The sequence below is a fragment of the Belliella filtrata genome (assembly GCF_022549775.1).
Classification (GTDB): Bacteria; Bacteroidota; Bacteroidia; order Cytophagales; family Cyclobacteriaceae; genus Belliella; species Belliella filtrata.
The window spans coordinates 31243-47626 of record NZ_JAKZGP010000021.1; the positions used below are offsets into that span (position 1 = coordinate 31243).

A 16384-nucleotide genomic window follows, 5' to 3' on the forward strand; every position below is an offset into this window, starting at 1 on the left:
ATGAACATGATTTTGAATACATTTCAAAAGCAAGAAATAGAAAAGAAGTAAACCCAAAGCAGATTTATGTCAATCGTAAAGGAAATTTATAAACCAAAGAATCACATCAGAATAGTTACAGCAGCTTCGCTTTTTGACGGGCATGATGCAGCTATCAATATCATGAGGAGGATTATCCAGTCCACGGGTTGTGAGGTGATACATTTGGGCCATAATAGGTCAGTACAAGAGATTGTCGCATGTGCTATCCAAGAAGATGTTCAAGCCATTGCAATTACATCATATCAAGGAGGTCACGTTGAGTTTTTCAAATACATGTATGATTTGCTCAAAGAGCAAGGAGCTTCACACATTAAGCTATTTGGTGGAGGTGGGGGGACAATTCTTCCAGAAGAGATCAAAGAACTGCATGATTACGGCATAGCTAGAATATACTCTCCAGACGATGGGAGGTCTCTGGGGCTTCAAGGGATGATCAATGACCTCATCGAGAAGTCTGATTTTCCAGTAGGAAAAGACCATAAGGGGCTAGATAGTCTTCAGAAAACTGACAAAAAGGCTTTGGGAAGGTTGATTTCAGCAGCAGAAAATTTCCCTGAGGAGACCAAATCTATCCTAGAGGAAGTGAGAAAGCTTTCACAAAAAAGCACTACTCCTGTTTTAGGTATTACCGGTACAGGTGGAGCGGGGAAATCATCCTTGGTAGATGAGTTGGTCCGTAGGTTTTTGATTGATTTCAAAGGGAAGACCATGGCAATCATATCTGTAGATCCTTCCAAAAGAAAAACTGGTGGAGCATTACTAGGCGACCGTATCAGGATGAATGCGATCAATCATCCTGATATTTATATGAGATCTCTTGCGACAAGACAATCCAATCTGGCACTTTCAAGATATGTGCAAGATGCAGTCGATATCGTCAAAGCGGCTGAGTTTGATCTTATCATTTTGGAAACATCGGGAATTGGTCAATCTGACACAGAGATCATTGAGCACTCTGATATGTCTCTCTATGTGATGACGCCTGAGTATGGGGCAGCGACACAGTTGGAAAAGATAGATATGTTGGATTTTGCTGATGTGATTGCCTTGAACAAGTTTGACAAAAGAGGTGCTCAAGATGCCCTTAGAGATGTCAAGAAGCAGTATAAGCGAAATCATAACCTATGGGAGATTGCAGATGAAGATATACCTGTATATGGTACCATTGCTTCTCAATTCAATGATCCAGGCATGAACAGTCTCTACAAGGCTGTTATCAATAAATTGGTCGAAAAGACAGGTGTAAATCTTCAAAGCACTTTCGCTGTGACCGGAGAAATGTCTGAGAAAGTTTACATTATACCACCTTCAAGGACACGCTATTTATCTGAGATTGCGGAGAATAACAGAAGCTATGATGCATGGGTCAATGGGCAGAAAGAAGTGGCTCAAAAGCTGTTTAGTATCAAAAAGTCCATAGAAACAATTCAAAGTCTTTCTTTACCTGACCAAGATAGACTCATCAAAGAGTTGGAGGAGGTATATGCATCTGTAGCGCTGGAACTGGATCCTAAAAACAAAAAATGGCTAGAGGAATGGCCTTCAAAAGCACAACAATACAAGGACGAGTATTACATATTCAAAGTTCGAGATAAAGAGATTAAAGTAAAAACCTTCAGTACATCACTTTCTGGATCAAGTATTCCCAAGGTTTCCTTGCCGAAATACGAAGCATGGGGAGACTTGTTGAAGTGGGGGCTGACAGAAAATGTACCTGGAGAGTTTCCTTATACCTCAGGTGTGTTTCCTTTCAAGAGAGAGGGAGAGGATCCTACGAGGATGTTTGCAGGTGAAGGTGGGCCAGAGCGTACCAACAAGCGATTCCATTATGTTTCAAAGGGGTTGCCGGCAAAGCGATTGTCGACCGCATTTGATTCCGTGACTTTATATGGTGAAGATCCTGACTATAGACCAGATATATATGGTAAAATTGGTAACTCTGGTGTGAATATTTGCTGTCTTGATGATGCCAAGAAATTGTATTCAGGTTTCAATTTGGCTGACCCAATGACATCCGTTTCCATGACAATCAATGGTCCTGCAGCTACGATGACAGCTTTCTTTATGAATGCTGCGATCGACCAACAATGTGAGATTTATATCAAAGCACAAGGTCTGGAAGAGGAAGTGAATCAAAAGATTGATGCCATGTATGCGGAAAAGGGTGTAGATAGGCCAAAGTATCATGGATCCATACCAGATGGAAACGATGGGCTAGGACTTATGCTACTTGGCGTGACAGGTGATGAGGTACTTCCAGAGGAAGTATATGCCAAGATCAAAACCGATACCATTGCCAAGGTAAGAGGTACGGTGCAGGCAGATATTTTGAAAGAAGACCAAGCACAAAACACTTGTATTTTCTCCACAGAGTTTTCTTTGAGACTGATGGGAGACGTGCAGCAATATTTTATCGAAAATCAAATTAGAAATTTCTATTCTGTATCCATTTCAGGTTACCATATTGCAGAGGCTGGAGCCAATCCGATCACCCAATTAGCCTTGACGCTTTCCAATGGGTTCACTTACGTGGAATATTATGTTTCCAGAGGTATGGATATCAATAAGTTTGCTCCAAACTTATCATTCTTCTTTTCAAATGGGATAGATCCAGAGTATGCTGTAATTGGTAGGGTAGCAAGGAGAATTTGGGCTAAGGCCATGAAGCTGAAATATAATGCCAATGAAAGGTCTCAAATGTTGAAGTACCACATTCAGACATCTGGTCGCTCTTTGCATGCTCAAGAGATAGATTTCAATGATATCCGTACTACCCTGCAGGCACTTTATGCCATTTATGACAATTGTAATTCATTGCATACCAATGCTTATGATGAAGCAATCACCACACCTACTGAAGCATCTGTAAGGAGGGCAATGGCGATACAGTTAATTATCAACAAAGAGCTAGGTTTGGCCAAAAATGAAAACCCAATTCAAGGAGCATTTATCATAGAAGAGCTCACGGATTTGGTCGAAGAGGCGGTTTATCAGGAGTTTGATAGAATTACTGAGCGTGGTGGCGTGTTGGGAGCAATGGAAACTATGTACCAAAGAGGGAAGATCCAGGAGGAGAGTTTACATTATGAAATGCTTAAGCATACAGGTGAATATCCTATCATTGGCGTGAATACATTTCTTTCTTCAGAGGGTTCTCCTACAGTGACCCCAGGAGAGGTGATTCGAGCAACATTAGATGAAAAAGAAGCGCAAATCTCTACTTTACAGAACCTTCAACAAAGAAATGAATCAATTTCTACTGAATGGTTGGTTAAATTACAAGAAGCTGCGATCAAAAATGAAAACATATTTGAAAAACTCATGGATGCCGCAAAGTATTGCTCTCTTGGTCAAATCACCCATGCCCTTTATGAGGTTGGTGGACAGTATAGGAGGAATATGTAGAGAATAAGAAGGAGGAAGGAATGAAGGATGATATACAACCAACCAATTGATCTCGTCAGGTCAAAAATCTAATCCCTAGTCCCTAAAATCTTAGATCTAATCCCAATAGCGGGAATAAAGCCAAAGAAAGTCTTAAAAAACAGAAAAATAGTATGAGCAAAAGGAACGTAACAGTACACATGAAGTCTGATTATGAATATGAAGCTGTCAATGCCCAAGGCAACAAGGTTCAGATAGATATGTATGACCCAGCTGAGAAAAAAGCACAATCTCCAATGGATCTGTTATTGTCTGCACTTGCAGGCTGCGGTTCTGTGGATGCCGTATTGATGATGAAAAAGAAGCGAAAAACCATCGTTGATTTTTTTGTGGAGGCTGAAGGAGATCGGAATGAAGGGATTCCAGCGTATTACAAAAGCATTCATTTAAACTTTGTTTTGGTTTCTCCAGATGCTACAGAAGAAGAGTTTGCAAAGGTGGTAGCCTTATCGGTAGATAAATATTGTTCGGTAGCTTCTTCTTTGAAATCTGAGATTACATACAGTTCAGAAGTAAGGAGACAAGCATGAGGGTAGTAGATGAGTTTCAAAAGGAGGATGTTCGAGTATCTATATTCTCTTGGAATAATAAGTATTTGATCAAATTTGAGCTGGGACCAATGGAGCAAACATTTAAAGTTTCAGAAATGGATGTGCTTGATGAAAAGGATCTAGGAAGTTTCTATCAAGGAGATTTCTTTGATCAAGTCAAGTTGAGATTCAAAGAAATGGGCAAGTGTCTCCAAAATCAAATAGAAAGTATGTAACTTTAGCTTTATGAGATGCTTAACACCTTTGCTCTTCCTGGTTTTATTTATTTTACAATCTTGTAAAAATGATAATCGCCTTGATAAAGACAGCAAATCTTTGGAAATTACCGCTATTATTTCAATGATAGATTTCGATTTTCAGGCTTTGGAAGAGGAGTTGTTGAGCTTAAGTGAAAAGGTGCAAGCGCTCTATGAGGACAAAGACAATGTTTTGAAGCGTGCTGAGCTAGAGAATAAGTATATCAAAGTGGGGCATTACGCCAATTCTGCGCCAAACCATGACCCTGAATTATGTACGCTTTATTTCCCACAACTTCCTAATGTTTCAGAAAAAGCAGTTAGGGAGATGATGCTTCTCACCAATGATATGGATGAAGAGTTTCGTAAAGTAGTCGAAGAAAGCAATGTTATCTCTCAAGTATATTTCAATAGCAAAGTTCAGTTCAATAGGCTCTATCCACCCTATGATGTAGCGACGATGATAGAACCCAATCTAGATGTCACATCCTATAATTTCTATTATGAAGCTGATGAATTAAATAACCCTGAAAAAGGATTAGTTTGGGTTAAGGATATTTACATAGATCCAGTAGGACAAGGGTGGGTAATATCTTTGCTAAACCCAGTTTATGTAGAGGATGATTTGAAAATGGTTATGGCTTTTGATATTTCTGTGAATGTGATCTTGGAAAATTACTTAAGTAAGACAGAAAAAAAGCTTGTAGTTATTGATGAAAAAGGAACCGTAATAGCTGGTAAGTCCAAAGCCATTGAAGCATTAGATTTACCTCCTTTGAGAAATCATACTTATATTCAAACAATTACTTCTAATAATTTCCGACTTGAAGAATATAATCTATTCAAAAGCAAAGATAAAGATGTCCGAAGGATGATCTCACATTTTATGCTTTCGGGTGGAGACCAGTATAGCTTACAAAAAAGTACTGAGAAAATTCTAGTGACAGCTTACCCTTTGGATAGAACAGGTTGGTTAATTTTAGATGTAACTATATGAAAAAAGAAGCACAAGCATCTCATACCAAAAATTACAGCGAAGCATACAGGTGGTTTGTAGGAGCGGGGTTTATCATTGTGTTTCTAATAATTTTTCTAGCCTATAATTTTTTTGATGCCTTGTCAGATAGTCAAGTGAAGGCTAAGCATCAATTTCTTAGTAAGCAAGTAGAATTGGCTGCGAAAGATGTTCAAAGTCAATTTTCTATAACCTTTGATGACCTGATGTTTTTTGTCAATACCTTAGACCCAGCGGTACATGTAGAAGGGGCAAAAGAACTGGTAGCTTTAGAAGGAAGGACGCGAAGGGTTTTTAATAATCACCGAAATATTGTAGATACTTTAATTATCAATTACGCTGATAGAACTGTTTCTTACCACTTCGACGCTAAGAACAATTTTATCAAAACTGTTCATGATGATGATAGTCCATTTTGGGAAAATTCCAGGCATATTGTTTTTGGTAATTCAGTGAACAGTATCAGTATAGTTGCAATAATAGACCTAGATAGGTTCATCAATAATCGATTAGGGAATTATTATCTTGGACTTTCCTCCGAAAAGTTACTTTATGCAAATGGGAAGGTGTTAGGGATAAGTGATTATACGACTGTGGAAAATTTCACTTTTGAATCCAAGTTGTATTCGGAGATAGATAATGATATCCGTCAAGGCTTCAAAGGGAGCTATCAAGGGAGCATTCAAATCGAGAATCAAAGAAAATCTATAGAAGCCTTGATTCATCAATACCCATTTACCTTGTACCCTTTGACAGATAGCCTATCTGTGATTTTTGTTCAAGATAAGGCAGTAATTACTTCAGGGGTATTTGAAAACTATATTTACCTGTTAGGGATTTTAGTTGTTTTGCTTTTGATAGTGATTTTAACATTGTTTAGATTTATCAAAAATGCGCAAATTGCAAATCAGACCCTGACTAGAAACACTGAAAAAATATCTGAGCTGTTTCGCCAACAAAACCTTTTGTTGCAAGAGTCGAGAGGGTTTATCTATTTTCAAGATGGACAAAGGGTAATGACCGAAGTTAGTTCTGAAGTACAAGATGTGCTTGGCTACGACCAACATGATTTTTTGCAAAATTATAGAAATTACTTTTCTCAAGAGGATTTTGAAAGTTTGGATGCTTTAATAAAGTCTGCAATAGCTGCGAAGAAAGAGAGTATTTCTTTTGAATTCAATTTCCAAAAGAGCTCTGGTGAATGGATTAGGGCTAGGGTGTTTGAAAGGCTTGTGTATGACAAAGCCATGAATTTCGCAGGGATTGTGGGAATCTGTACTGATATTCAAGATAAGTATCTGGCTGAGCAAGAACAAATCAAAAGCAATCAAAGACTTACATCTATCATGCAAGGTCTTCCTGATAATATCCTCATTTGTGATTATGCTGGAGAGATTTTGGATTATTATGTACAAGATCAAGTGTTGTTTACAGTTCCCATGTCTACCATAGTGGGAAGAAAAATGGCTGAAGTTCTCCCAGAATCGGTGGAAAATCTCTTACACAAAGGTTTTGAGACTGTTATAAGTACTGGGAAATTAGTAACGCTTGAGTTTGAAACTTTGATGCAAAGTGGTAAGAAGATCTTTGAAATGCGGCTTTTTAAGTTGGATGATGAAAGGTTGATATCACTTGCTAGAAATATCACAGGCCAGAAACTTTGGGAGAAAGGTCTCCAAGAGGCAATGGAGGCAGCTGAACAAGCGAATAAGGCAAAAACCGAGTTTTTGGCAAATATGAGCCATGAGATCAGGACACCAATGAATGGACTTCTTGGGATAATCTCACTCATGGAAAGCACCTCCTTGGATGAACAGCAAGTGAAGTACCTGCGCGTGATCAAGGATTCTGGTAATGCATTGACATCAATTATCAATGATATCCTAGACTATTCTAAAATTGAAGCAGGTATGATGAGCCTGGATATTTCAAAGTTTGATTTGAAGGAAGAGGTACTAAAAATAGTTGATATATTTAATGGCTTGGTGAAGGAAAAAGACATTCACTTGAGGTATTCATTTGAAGAGTTTATTCCAAATTATGTCCAAATGGACAAATTGAAACTCGGACAGATTCTCTTTAATTTGATAGGCAATGCGATCAAATTTACACCAAATGGTGGAGAGATTGAAATATCGGTGACAGGCGAAGTTTTCCTAGAGCGCAATGTAATGCTGAATTTTTCTATCAGAGATTCTGGAATTGGAATATCTGATGATAAGATAGAAGCGCTCAAAATGCCATTCGTTCAAGCTGATAATAGCAATACAAGAGAATACAAAGGGACAGGTTTAGGTCTGGCAATTTCAGAAAAATTGATCATGCTTATGGGGGGAGAGCTAGAGATTGAAAGTGAGCTTGGAGTTGGTTCTACTTTTTCATTTAATGTATTTGGCACGATATGGCATGATCAATTCCAGCTACATGCTGATGAAGTAAAGCTTGATTACCAGGAAGGTGAATTAGAAAGTTTCGATTGGGTAAATATGGCAAATGAGCACCCTATGTCTATCTTACTGGTTGAGGATAATGAGACCAACTTGAAGTTCATGCGAATGTTGATGAATGAATTGGGCTACGATATTGAAATAGCCAAAAATGGCTTAGAAGGAGTTCTCGCAGTCCAAGATAGAGATTTTGACTTGATATTTATGGATATTCAAATGCCTAAAATGAACGGTCTGGAAGCGACAGAACAAATCAGAAATATGAAAGGAAAGTCAACAATCCCGATCATTGGCTTATCTGCGAATGCCTTTCATGAAGATATCAACAATGCAATCAGTATTGGTATGAATGGCTACCTCACCAAGCCTGTGCAAGTGATGGAAATAGCACTTACTATCAAGAAGCACTATGAACTGAAAACAAAAAGCGATATCAATTGATATCGCTTTTTGTTTATTTGAATTGAGTTATAATTCTGTATTTAGATCAAACTCTTCCAAGTAGTCAGCGACTCTTTTGACGAACATTCCTCCTAGTGATCCATCTACAACCCTATGATCATATGAGTGTGAAAGGAACATCTTGTGTCGAATAGCTATCACGTCTCCAGTAGGTGTTTCTACTACAGCTGGTTTTTTTGTTATGGCCCCTACAGCGAGTATTGCTACTTGCGGCTGCATGATGATAGGAGTTCCCATTACGTTACCAAATGAACCCACATTAGAAATGGTATAAGTACCATTTGCAAGCTCATCTGGTGCAAGCTTATTGATCCTTGCACGATTGGCCAGATCATTTACCTTTTTTGATAAACCTGTCAAGTTAAACTGATCAGCATTTTTGATGTTTGGAACGATCAAGTTTCCTGAAGGTAAAGCTACTGCAATACCAATGTTGATGTCTTTTTTCTTTATGATTTTGTCTCCGTCTACGGAGATATTGATCATTGGAAAATCTCTAATTGCCTTAGCTACAGCTTGGACAAAGAAAGGAGTGAAGGTAAGCGCTTCACCTTCTTTTTTCTTATAGCTATCTTTTACTTTGTTTCTCCAGAGTACTATGTTGGTTACATCTGCCTCAACAAAAGATGTGACATGAGGTGAAATTCTCTTGGAGTCAAGCATTCTTTGTGCTATCATCTTTCTCATCCTGTCCATCTCAATGATTTCATCCTGAGAGGAGATGCTTACAACTACTTTTTGAACTGGTGGAATTGGAGCAGATTTTGGATCTACATTTTCCGTTGAAATACTTCTATTTTTGAGGTAAGCGAGCATATCATTCTTTGATACTCTACCATCTTTACCAGTTCCAGGGATCCTAGAGAGCTCTTCTTTGGATATTTTTTCTTCTTTGGCAATACTCAGTACCAAAGGGGAGTAGAACCTGCCATCATCTCCTGCGTTTGTATTTGAGTCTTGCGAAACCAACGAATCTGTATGTGCAGGAGCACTGGAAACCAATGCTTCTTTCTCTTTACTTTTCTCTTCTTTCGCAGCAGGGGTTTCTTCAGACTTAGGCTGATCTTCTTGAGTTTCTATGATTGCTATAGGTGAACCTACTGCTACTACATCTCCTTCCTTTACTAGGATTTTCTGAAGAATGCCTTCATGGGTAGCGGGTACTTCTGTGTCTACTTTGTCGGTGGCTACTTCAAGAACAGATTCATCCTGTTCGATTTTATCACCTTCATTTTTCAGCCAGTTAAGTATAGTGCCTTCTATTATGCTTTCACCCATTTTGGGCATTACCATTTCTACAGTTGCCATAGTTTATTATTTAATTGGGTTTATTTCTGAGATTTAAAATTAAATTTTATTTTATGGATTACAAAATCAAAATACAATATTTTTATTCTGTTTGCTTGGTTAGAACTTGTCTCAGTAAATTTAAAGCTGCAATAGCAGTCAGTTGAATATTCAGCATACGATCTTGGGTCAGTTGAAGCTTCTTGGTAATTGTCTTTTCTCGACTCGAACAAGCGATCCAAATCGTTCCTACAGGCTTTTCTTTCCAGCCACCACCGGGTCCAGCTATGCCACTGCTTGCTAAACCAAAGTCAGCATTGAATTTTTTTCTTACTTCTTCTGCCATCGCTATTACTGTAGGTTCACTTACGGCACCTTGATTTTTTAGTACCTCTGTATCTACAGAAAGTAAGCTAGTTTTGAACTCATTGTGGTAAGGGATAATTCCTCCCTGAAAGTATTTGCTACTCCCAGGTACGCTGGTAACCAAATGCGAAATGTATCCGCCTGTACAACTCTCAGCCAAAGCTACTTTTTTATTTGCCTGTTTCAAAAGTCTTCCCACTGCTTCTTCCAATGTTTCGGTGTTGTAACCGAATATGTATTTATTAATCAGTGGTTTGACCAGGTTTATTTGTGTTTCTACATCAGCTTGCAATTCATCATAATCTTCACCAAATGCGGTGAGCCTTAGTTTTACTTGACCAAGAGAAGGTAAATAGGCCAATTTAATGTGTTCCGGTAATGAAGATTCCCAATTTTTAATCAAGTCTGCCAGCCAGCTTTCGCCGATACCTACAGTTTTGATTACTTTGTGATAAATGATAGGTAGATCATGGCTTGCCTTGATTCTTGGAAGAACAAAGTCTTCCATCAGTTTTTTCATTTCATGAGGCACGCCAGGCATTGACATCCACTGTGTTCCATTCTCTTCAAACCACATCCCTGGAGCTGTTCCTACTTCATTTGGTACATAAGTACACTTGGTTGGTAGATGTGCTTGTAGCTCATTGAGAGGGGTGAGTTCTCGACCTCGCTTTTCGAAAAATGTCCTGACTGCTTCTAGTGCTTCAGGTACCAAAGCAATATCACATCCAAAATAGGAGGCAAGCAAAGGCTTTGTAAGATCGTCATTGGTAGGGCCGAGACCACCAGTGATAAGGATGACATCAGCCCTTTTTTCTGCTTCTCCAAATGCTTTTAAGATGGATTCTTTTTGGTCACCTACGGTTGTTCTTTGGATTACCCTCACGCCGATTTTAGTGAGTTCTTGACTGATCCAGTGACTATTGGTGTCTACAATCTGCCCATAGAGCAATTCATCTCCGATTGCTATTATCTCTGCTTTGATTTGTTTCATTGTACTATAGAATGGATTCTTTCATAGATAGCAAACCTGAAATTATTTTCATTTTTTTCATCCTTGCTGTGGTACTCATCATATACTATTTTCCATTCGGTTTTGTTAAACTCAGGGAAAAATGCGTCACCATCTGGGCTAGCATCTACTTCAGTGATGAGCATTTCATCACATATAGAAATCGCCTCTTTGTATATTTGGGCACCTCCGATGATGTACACTTGATCTAAATGTTTTCCAATACATAATTGAATGGCACTTTCGAGGGAGTTTACCACATGGTGGTTGTCTGGAACGCTATAATCTGAATTCCTTGTGATTACAATAGAAGTCCTGTTCGGAAGTGGGTTGCCCATGGACTCAAAGGTTTTTCTACCCATGATGATATGGTGTCCAGTGGTATGTTTTTTGAATAATTTTAAATCAGCTGATAACTTCCAAATCAATTGATTGTCTTTGCCAATCACATTGTTATCGGCTTTTGCTACGATTATTGATATTTTCAATTTTGTGGATCTCTTAAATAAGATTACAAGATACCAAGGTTTTCGATTGCAAAAAAATCAAATGAGCAAATCAATGTCGTCAGTTAGATATCGTCTGAAGATACAATTGTTCTGACTCAGGAGTTTGAAAAAAAAAGGATGTCCCAAAACACCTTATGAATGAACATTTTGCATTTTGGGACAGAGTGAAATACAGCATAAAATTTACTATCGAGATTCTACTACATCTGCGTTGTTTTGAATAAACTTGGATAAGCTTCCATGTCAAATTTCTGAGAAGAAGATTCATTGATTTCTATGATTTTGATCTCACTTTTAGATTGGTCTTTTTTACCTTCAAAAATCATTTCCATCATGTGTCCATTTGGAAGATTGCCTAATTTGGTGTTTTTATCCTGATATGTTTTGTTGCCCATCAGTGGATTACCTTCTCCCCAAAATGATCCACTTCCACTGATAGGTCTATCTGTAATCCAATAGGTAGCTTTTCCCTCTTCAGATTCTGCAATGTATTCGTTGCAGTTATACCCATTGATATTTTTGGAGTTGCCAGTTTTGACCAATGTGAAATCATTCTCTTCTAGTTCTTTTTCCCATTCACTAAGATCAGCTTCTTCGGTGATGCTTTCAAAATCATAACCATAGGCCATGCTGCTCTTTTGACCGTCAGCTTCCAATAGAAAAATATTTGCATTTCTTGCAATATCATAGATGATGATCGTCTTTGAGGATTTTTTCTTCTCCTGACTTTCAAACTCCATGGCTACAGTCTGATTGCTTTGATCAATGTAGGTCTTCATTCTAAAAGGATCTTGAGATTTGCCTTTTTCATCTACACCTGTGATTTCCATGATCGAGTAGCCACTAAAAGCATATGACTCCGCTGTTTCTACATCTGAAGAAAGTCCACTGAGAATTTTTTCCATATTGAACCCACCACCTTGAGGCATATCTGGTCCATAGATGTTTTCAAATGCTTTTTCCAGCTGTCTTTGAGCCATATTTTCCATTTCCTTCTCCATTCGCTTTTCTAAAGCGTTACCTATCCCTCTTGATGCTGCTTGCTTAAGTCTATTTCCCAGCTGTGCTTGTGCGGTAAATGAAGAAAATACCAGAGAAAGTATAAAAATTGATCCTAGAAGTTTTTTCATAACAAATTGGTTTTAAATAAGATATAAAAGTAGAATCAATTTGTATGAAATGCAAAAGTTATGGTATGAAATTTAGAAAAATGCTAAGCGAAAATTTCTTTGAAATTATTTTATAGAGGGAGAATTTGTAGCTTTTTATTATGATTTGTCTGATAAGATAGAATGCTATCTCAAGCAATTATTTTTGATTCAGTTTATAAATTTAATATTAGTGGTTCAAACCTAATTGGATCAATAGATTCTATTTTCACCTGAATCATCTTGGGCTGTAGTGGGTTGATGGTAAAGTTGTTTTCCTGATTTACAATCGCCGATGATGGTACTGCCAGTACCAGGTCAGTATACTTATTTAAGAACTCATCGCCTATATCTTGACTGAATTGGGATGGAGGTGTGCTTTCCCAATCTATTTTTAAATCTGCTAGGGAAATGTACATGACAGCATCATCAGGGATAATTAATGCAATCAGTTTCTAGTCTTTTGGAATCTTTTGGGTTGCCATGTGGACGGTAACCTCCAACTTGGCTAATGAAATCGATCCTGCTGAGTAGATTGCTGGTTTTCCTTTGGAATTCCATCGATCACCATATATGCTGTCTCCTTTACCACTTAAGTCTTCTGCATATTTAGCTCTTGTAATCCTATAAACGCTCATGAAAAAATACCGTGCTGAATCCTTCCTAATTCATCATGGACCAAGTCAATACCAAACGTAGTATCAAGTAAAGAAATAGGACTAGTGCCACCCAAAGGAATAGATGAATCATGAAGCCAACCTCTAAACAAGTCCATGGATCCAAATACCTTCTCCCCAAACTTGAAAAGCAAGGCTAATTTTTAAATTCGATCACTTTGAATTGGTTTAAATGCTTTTTGGTCTTTTGTGTATGGCTGTAGCGTACGCTCTGACAGGTGAAGTAATTCTGCTCATCTTTCGTCTGCTACTGGACTTTCTGATTGGATATTGAGAAATGATTGATAGCAGAGCCATTTCGACTCACATTGGCCATGCGTAATGTGAGTCTATCTTCTTCATATCCATATTGGCTGACTAGCTCATTGACAATGTTCATGATTTTTTGATTTACCTATGATAAATGTTGGTATTTCATGGACGATTGTTAAGTGTTTTGTTTATTATTTTTGCGACTTCTATTCGTTTATTTTATAACCTCTTAGAAAGTCTTCTATGTTCATCCTTTTTTTTCCTTCTAGCTGTAGCTCAAGGATATCGATACTTCCTTTTGCTGTTTGAAAGGTCAAGTACGTTTTTCCATCAGAAGAAAACGCTCCTGTATTCAGGCTTTTGGATTCATTTTCTCTGACAGAAGTTTTAAATATTTTGCAAACTTTATCGTGTAAGGTTGTCCAAGCTGCGGGGTATGGTGATAGGCCTCTGATGAGGTTATGAATGGAAATTGCATCTTTGTTCCAGTCAATCTCGCAAGTCTCTTTGAATATTTTAGGAGCGTGATGGACTGCATTTGATTCGTCTTGAGGGGTAGGGTGAACCTGTTTAGTTGCTATAGCTTCTATAGTTTTGAGAACCAATTGAGAACCTTTTTGCATCAGTCTTTCGTAAAGGGAACCAATATTATCTTCTTCATGGATTTCTTCTTTTTCTTGAAAAATGATGCTCCCAGTATCGATTTCATGTTTGAGGAAAAATGTGGTTACTCCAGTTTCTTTTTCCCCGTTGATGATTGCCCAGTTGATAGGGGCTGCACCTCTGTAATTTGGCAATAGTGAGGCATGTAAGTTGAATGTGCCATGGGGAGGCATATTCCAAACGACCTCGGGAAGCATTCTGAATGCGACTACTACTTGAATATCAGCTTGGAGAGATTTGAGTTCATCAAGGAATTCAGGGGATTTAAGATTGGTTGGCTGTAGCACAGGGATTCCAAGACTTGTGGCAGAAGACTTGACAGCTGAAGGGATCATTTTTTGTCCACGACCTTTAGGTTTGTCAGGTGCAGTGACGACAGCAATTACATTCCAGCCATTTTTAACCAAAATTTCTAATGATGGTACAGCAAATTCTGGTGTACCCATATATATTATTCTTAAGTCTTTTTCCATCTTATGATTTTTGCATGAAATTTGAGTAAAGGTCGTAAGGATTATTTAACCATGAAATTGTACTTAAAATTATTTTATCACCTTTGGTTTAAATAATCTCAACTTAACTAAATAATTGCATACTTTTGCGACATGATTATTAAAGTGAGAAATATGTGCAAAATCTACATTCAGCTATTGGCTGTGATGTTGGCTGTATTTTTCATTTCATTGGCTGTATGTGATGGTTTTGAGGTAGAAGAAGAGCCAGTATATATTGGCGAGTTTGTAGATGAAGTTGATTTTGATTATGTAGATTTTCCCACTTCAGTGGTTAGAAATCTTTCAGACTCAAAGCTAGATAAAGTTCAGCGTATGGAATTGATCAAGGTATTCGATTACCTTGTGCCTACACTTGCCCCCAAAACAGAATTTGTACAAACTTTTTTCTTTCAATTTGAGGGAATTATACCATATTTAAATGTCTTGTTGGATAAGATCATCACTTCCAACGCACCCTGATTAGAGTCTGATTTTTATTTCGATTAATACCATTCAAATTTCCCTTTTTACATTAGGGAGTCTAATCCATTTATATAAATATAATCATGAAACCAAAAGGTTTAAAAGCTTTCCTATTGGCAAATCCTTCTGTGATTTTCCAAAAGGTAATCTATAGTATTTCATTACTTTCATTTATTGCCATCTCCGCCTGTCAATCAGGAAGTGGTAAAAACCAAGCCAATATTGCACTATCAAATGTTCCTGTATTAGAATTACAGCCTAAAACTATCGAAGTTCCCAAAACTTATGTGTGTGATTTGCAGGCAGTTCAATTTGTAGAAGTAAGGGCAAAAGTCGAAGGATTTGTCGATAGAATATATGTCGATGAAGGTGAATATGTCAAAAAAGGGCAACCATTGTTCAAATTGACTTCCAATGAGTTCAATGAAATGGTCAATTCGGCCAATGCCAAACTTATGCAAGCTAATGCTGAAGCTAAGTCAACCAGTCTCGAAGTGGAAAGGTTGAAGATATTGGTGGACAAAAAAATCATCTCATCGTCTGAGCTTGAACTTGCGAAGGCCAAAAATGCAGTATCACAATCAGCCATACTAGAAGCAGAGTCTATGCTTAAAAACGCTCAAACAGGCTTGTCTTATACAACTATTAAGGCTCCATTTGATGGGATTGTTGATAGAATTCCACATAAAACGGGTAGTCTGGTTACAGCGGGAGATTTATTGACCAATATTACAGATATCACAGAGGTATTTGCCTACTATAAGGTGACTGAAAACGAGTATCTCAAATACATGCGTGACAAGCTTGTAGCTGAGGCAGACACAGCTACAATCATTGATGATACGGTGAATTTGATATTATCTGATGGTGAGCAATATGCTTTTTCCGGCAAATTGGAAACCATGGAGGCTGATTTTGAGAAAGGAACTGGATCTATAGCTTTTAGGGTAAGATTTCCGAATCCAGATCAATTGATAAAGCACGGTGCTAGTGGTAAGATACAAATGAATAGTACTTTGGAAGGGATGTTCTTGATTCCACAACAATCCACTTTTGAAATTCAGGATTATAGCTACGTGTATATTTTGGACAAGAACAACAAAGTTCGAGTAAGGAGTTTTGTTCCAATTCAAAGATTTGGTGTGTATTATGTCTCGGATAGTTTTGAGCCAGGAGATAGGATCATCTATGAAGGTATTCAGCAACTCAAAGATGGTATGGAGATCATTCCTCTTGAAGTAACCGAGGATGATGCCTACGATACATTGATCAATTCTTTACAATCTTAATAAAGTA

The 16384-nt window shown here is 37.8% G+C and carries 14 protein-coding genes and 1 pseudogene; 7 read left to right on the forward strand and 8 right to left on the reverse strand.

Annotated elements, in window-relative coordinates; translation table 11 throughout:
• Positions 1-66 precede the first annotated feature (66 nt).
• From MM239_RS09845 to MM239_RS09865, 5 genes are all read left to right on the forward strand, one after another.
• Complete coding sequence (locus MM239_RS09845) at positions 67-3447, forward strand: methylmalonyl-CoA mutase family protein (protein WP_241348016.1); 3381 nt, start codon at positions 67-69, stop codon at positions 3445-3447.
• Positions 3448-3599: 152 nt separating this feature from the next.
• Entirely contained in the window at positions 3600-4016 is a 417-nt protein-coding gene (locus tag MM239_RS09850) for an OsmC family protein (RefSeq protein WP_241348017.1), read from the forward strand.
• Positions 4013-4252, forward strand: coding sequence for a hypothetical protein (locus MM239_RS09855; protein WP_241348018.1), 240 nt, complete (start codon positions 4013-4015; stop codon positions 4250-4252). The genes MM239_RS09850 and MM239_RS09855 overlap by 4 nt, the downstream gene beginning before the upstream one ends.
• A 10-nt stretch (positions 4253-4262) precedes the next feature.
• Positions 4263-5270, forward strand: coding sequence for a Cache sensor protein (locus MM239_RS09860; protein ID WP_241348019.1), 1008 nt, complete (start codon positions 4263-4265; stop codon positions 5268-5270).
• Positions 5267-8176, forward strand: coding sequence for a PAS domain-containing hybrid sensor histidine kinase/response regulator (locus MM239_RS09865; protein ID WP_241348020.1), 2910 nt, complete (start codon positions 5267-5269; stop codon positions 8174-8176). Before MM239_RS09860 ends, MM239_RS09865 begins: the two co-directional genes overlap by 4 nt.
• Positions 8177-8203: 27 nt before the next feature.
• Here the strand turns inward: MM239_RS09865 and MM239_RS09870 are convergent, their stop codons facing one another.
• The 8 genes and pseudogenes from MM239_RS09870 to fmt all read right to left on the reverse strand — a co-directional run bounded on the left by MM239_RS09870 (position 8204) and on the right by fmt (position 14584).
• A complete protein-coding gene (locus MM239_RS09870) occupies positions 8204-9505 on the reverse strand; it encodes a dihydrolipoamide acetyltransferase family protein (protein ID WP_241348021.1) in 1302 nt (433 codons plus the stop codon).
• A gap of 82 nt (positions 9506-9587) precedes the next feature.
• Positions 9588-10844 carry a competence/damage-inducible protein A gene (locus MM239_RS09875; protein WP_241348022.1) on the reverse strand — a complete coding sequence of 419 codons (1257 nt, stop codon included), beginning with the start codon at positions 10842-10844 and terminating at the stop codon, positions 9588-9590.
• Complete coding sequence (locus tag MM239_RS09880) at positions 10841-11350, reverse strand: dihydrofolate reductase (protein ID WP_241348023.1); 510 nt, start codon at positions 11348-11350, stop codon at positions 10841-10843. The genes MM239_RS09875 and MM239_RS09880 overlap by 4 nt, the downstream gene beginning before the upstream one ends.
• A 221-nt stretch (positions 11351-11571) precedes the next feature.
• Positions 11572-12501, reverse strand: coding sequence for a DUF4412 domain-containing protein (locus MM239_RS09885; protein WP_241348024.1), 930 nt, complete (start codon positions 12499-12501; stop codon positions 11572-11574).
• A 194-nt stretch (positions 12502-12695) separates the two neighbouring features.
• Positions 12696-13157, reverse strand: a pseudogene (locus MM239_RS21190) (RES family NAD+ phosphorylase).
• Positions 13154-13330: an MbcA/ParS/Xre antitoxin family protein gene (locus MM239_RS09900; RefSeq protein ID WP_241348027.1), complete on the reverse strand. Its 177-nt coding sequence runs from the start codon at positions 13328-13330 to the stop codon at positions 13154-13156. Before MM239_RS09900 ends, MM239_RS21190 begins: the two are co-directional and overlap by 4 nt.
• A gap of 113 nt (positions 13331-13443) precedes the next feature.
• Positions 13444-13575: a hypothetical protein gene (locus tag MM239_RS20985; protein ID WP_262918603.1), complete on the reverse strand. Its 132-nt coding sequence runs from the start codon at positions 13573-13575 to the stop codon at positions 13444-13446.
• Positions 13576-13654: 79 nt separating this feature from the next.
• On the reverse strand, positions 13655-14584 hold the full coding sequence (fmt, locus tag MM239_RS09905) for a methionyl-tRNA formyltransferase (protein ID WP_241348028.1): 930 nt from the start codon (positions 14582-14584) through the stop codon (positions 13655-13657).
• Positions 14585-14737: 153 nt separating this feature from the next.
• Between fmt and MM239_RS09910 the strand changes: the two genes are divergently transcribed.
• Positions 14738-15085, forward strand: coding sequence for a hypothetical protein (locus MM239_RS09910; protein ID WP_241348029.1), 348 nt, complete (start codon positions 14738-14740; stop codon positions 15083-15085).
• 86 nt (positions 15086-15171) lie between these two features.
• Complete coding sequence (locus tag MM239_RS09915) at positions 15172-16377, forward strand: efflux RND transporter periplasmic adaptor subunit (protein WP_241348030.1); 1206 nt, start codon at positions 15172-15174, stop codon at positions 16375-16377.
• Positions 16378-16384 lie beyond the last annotated feature (7 nt).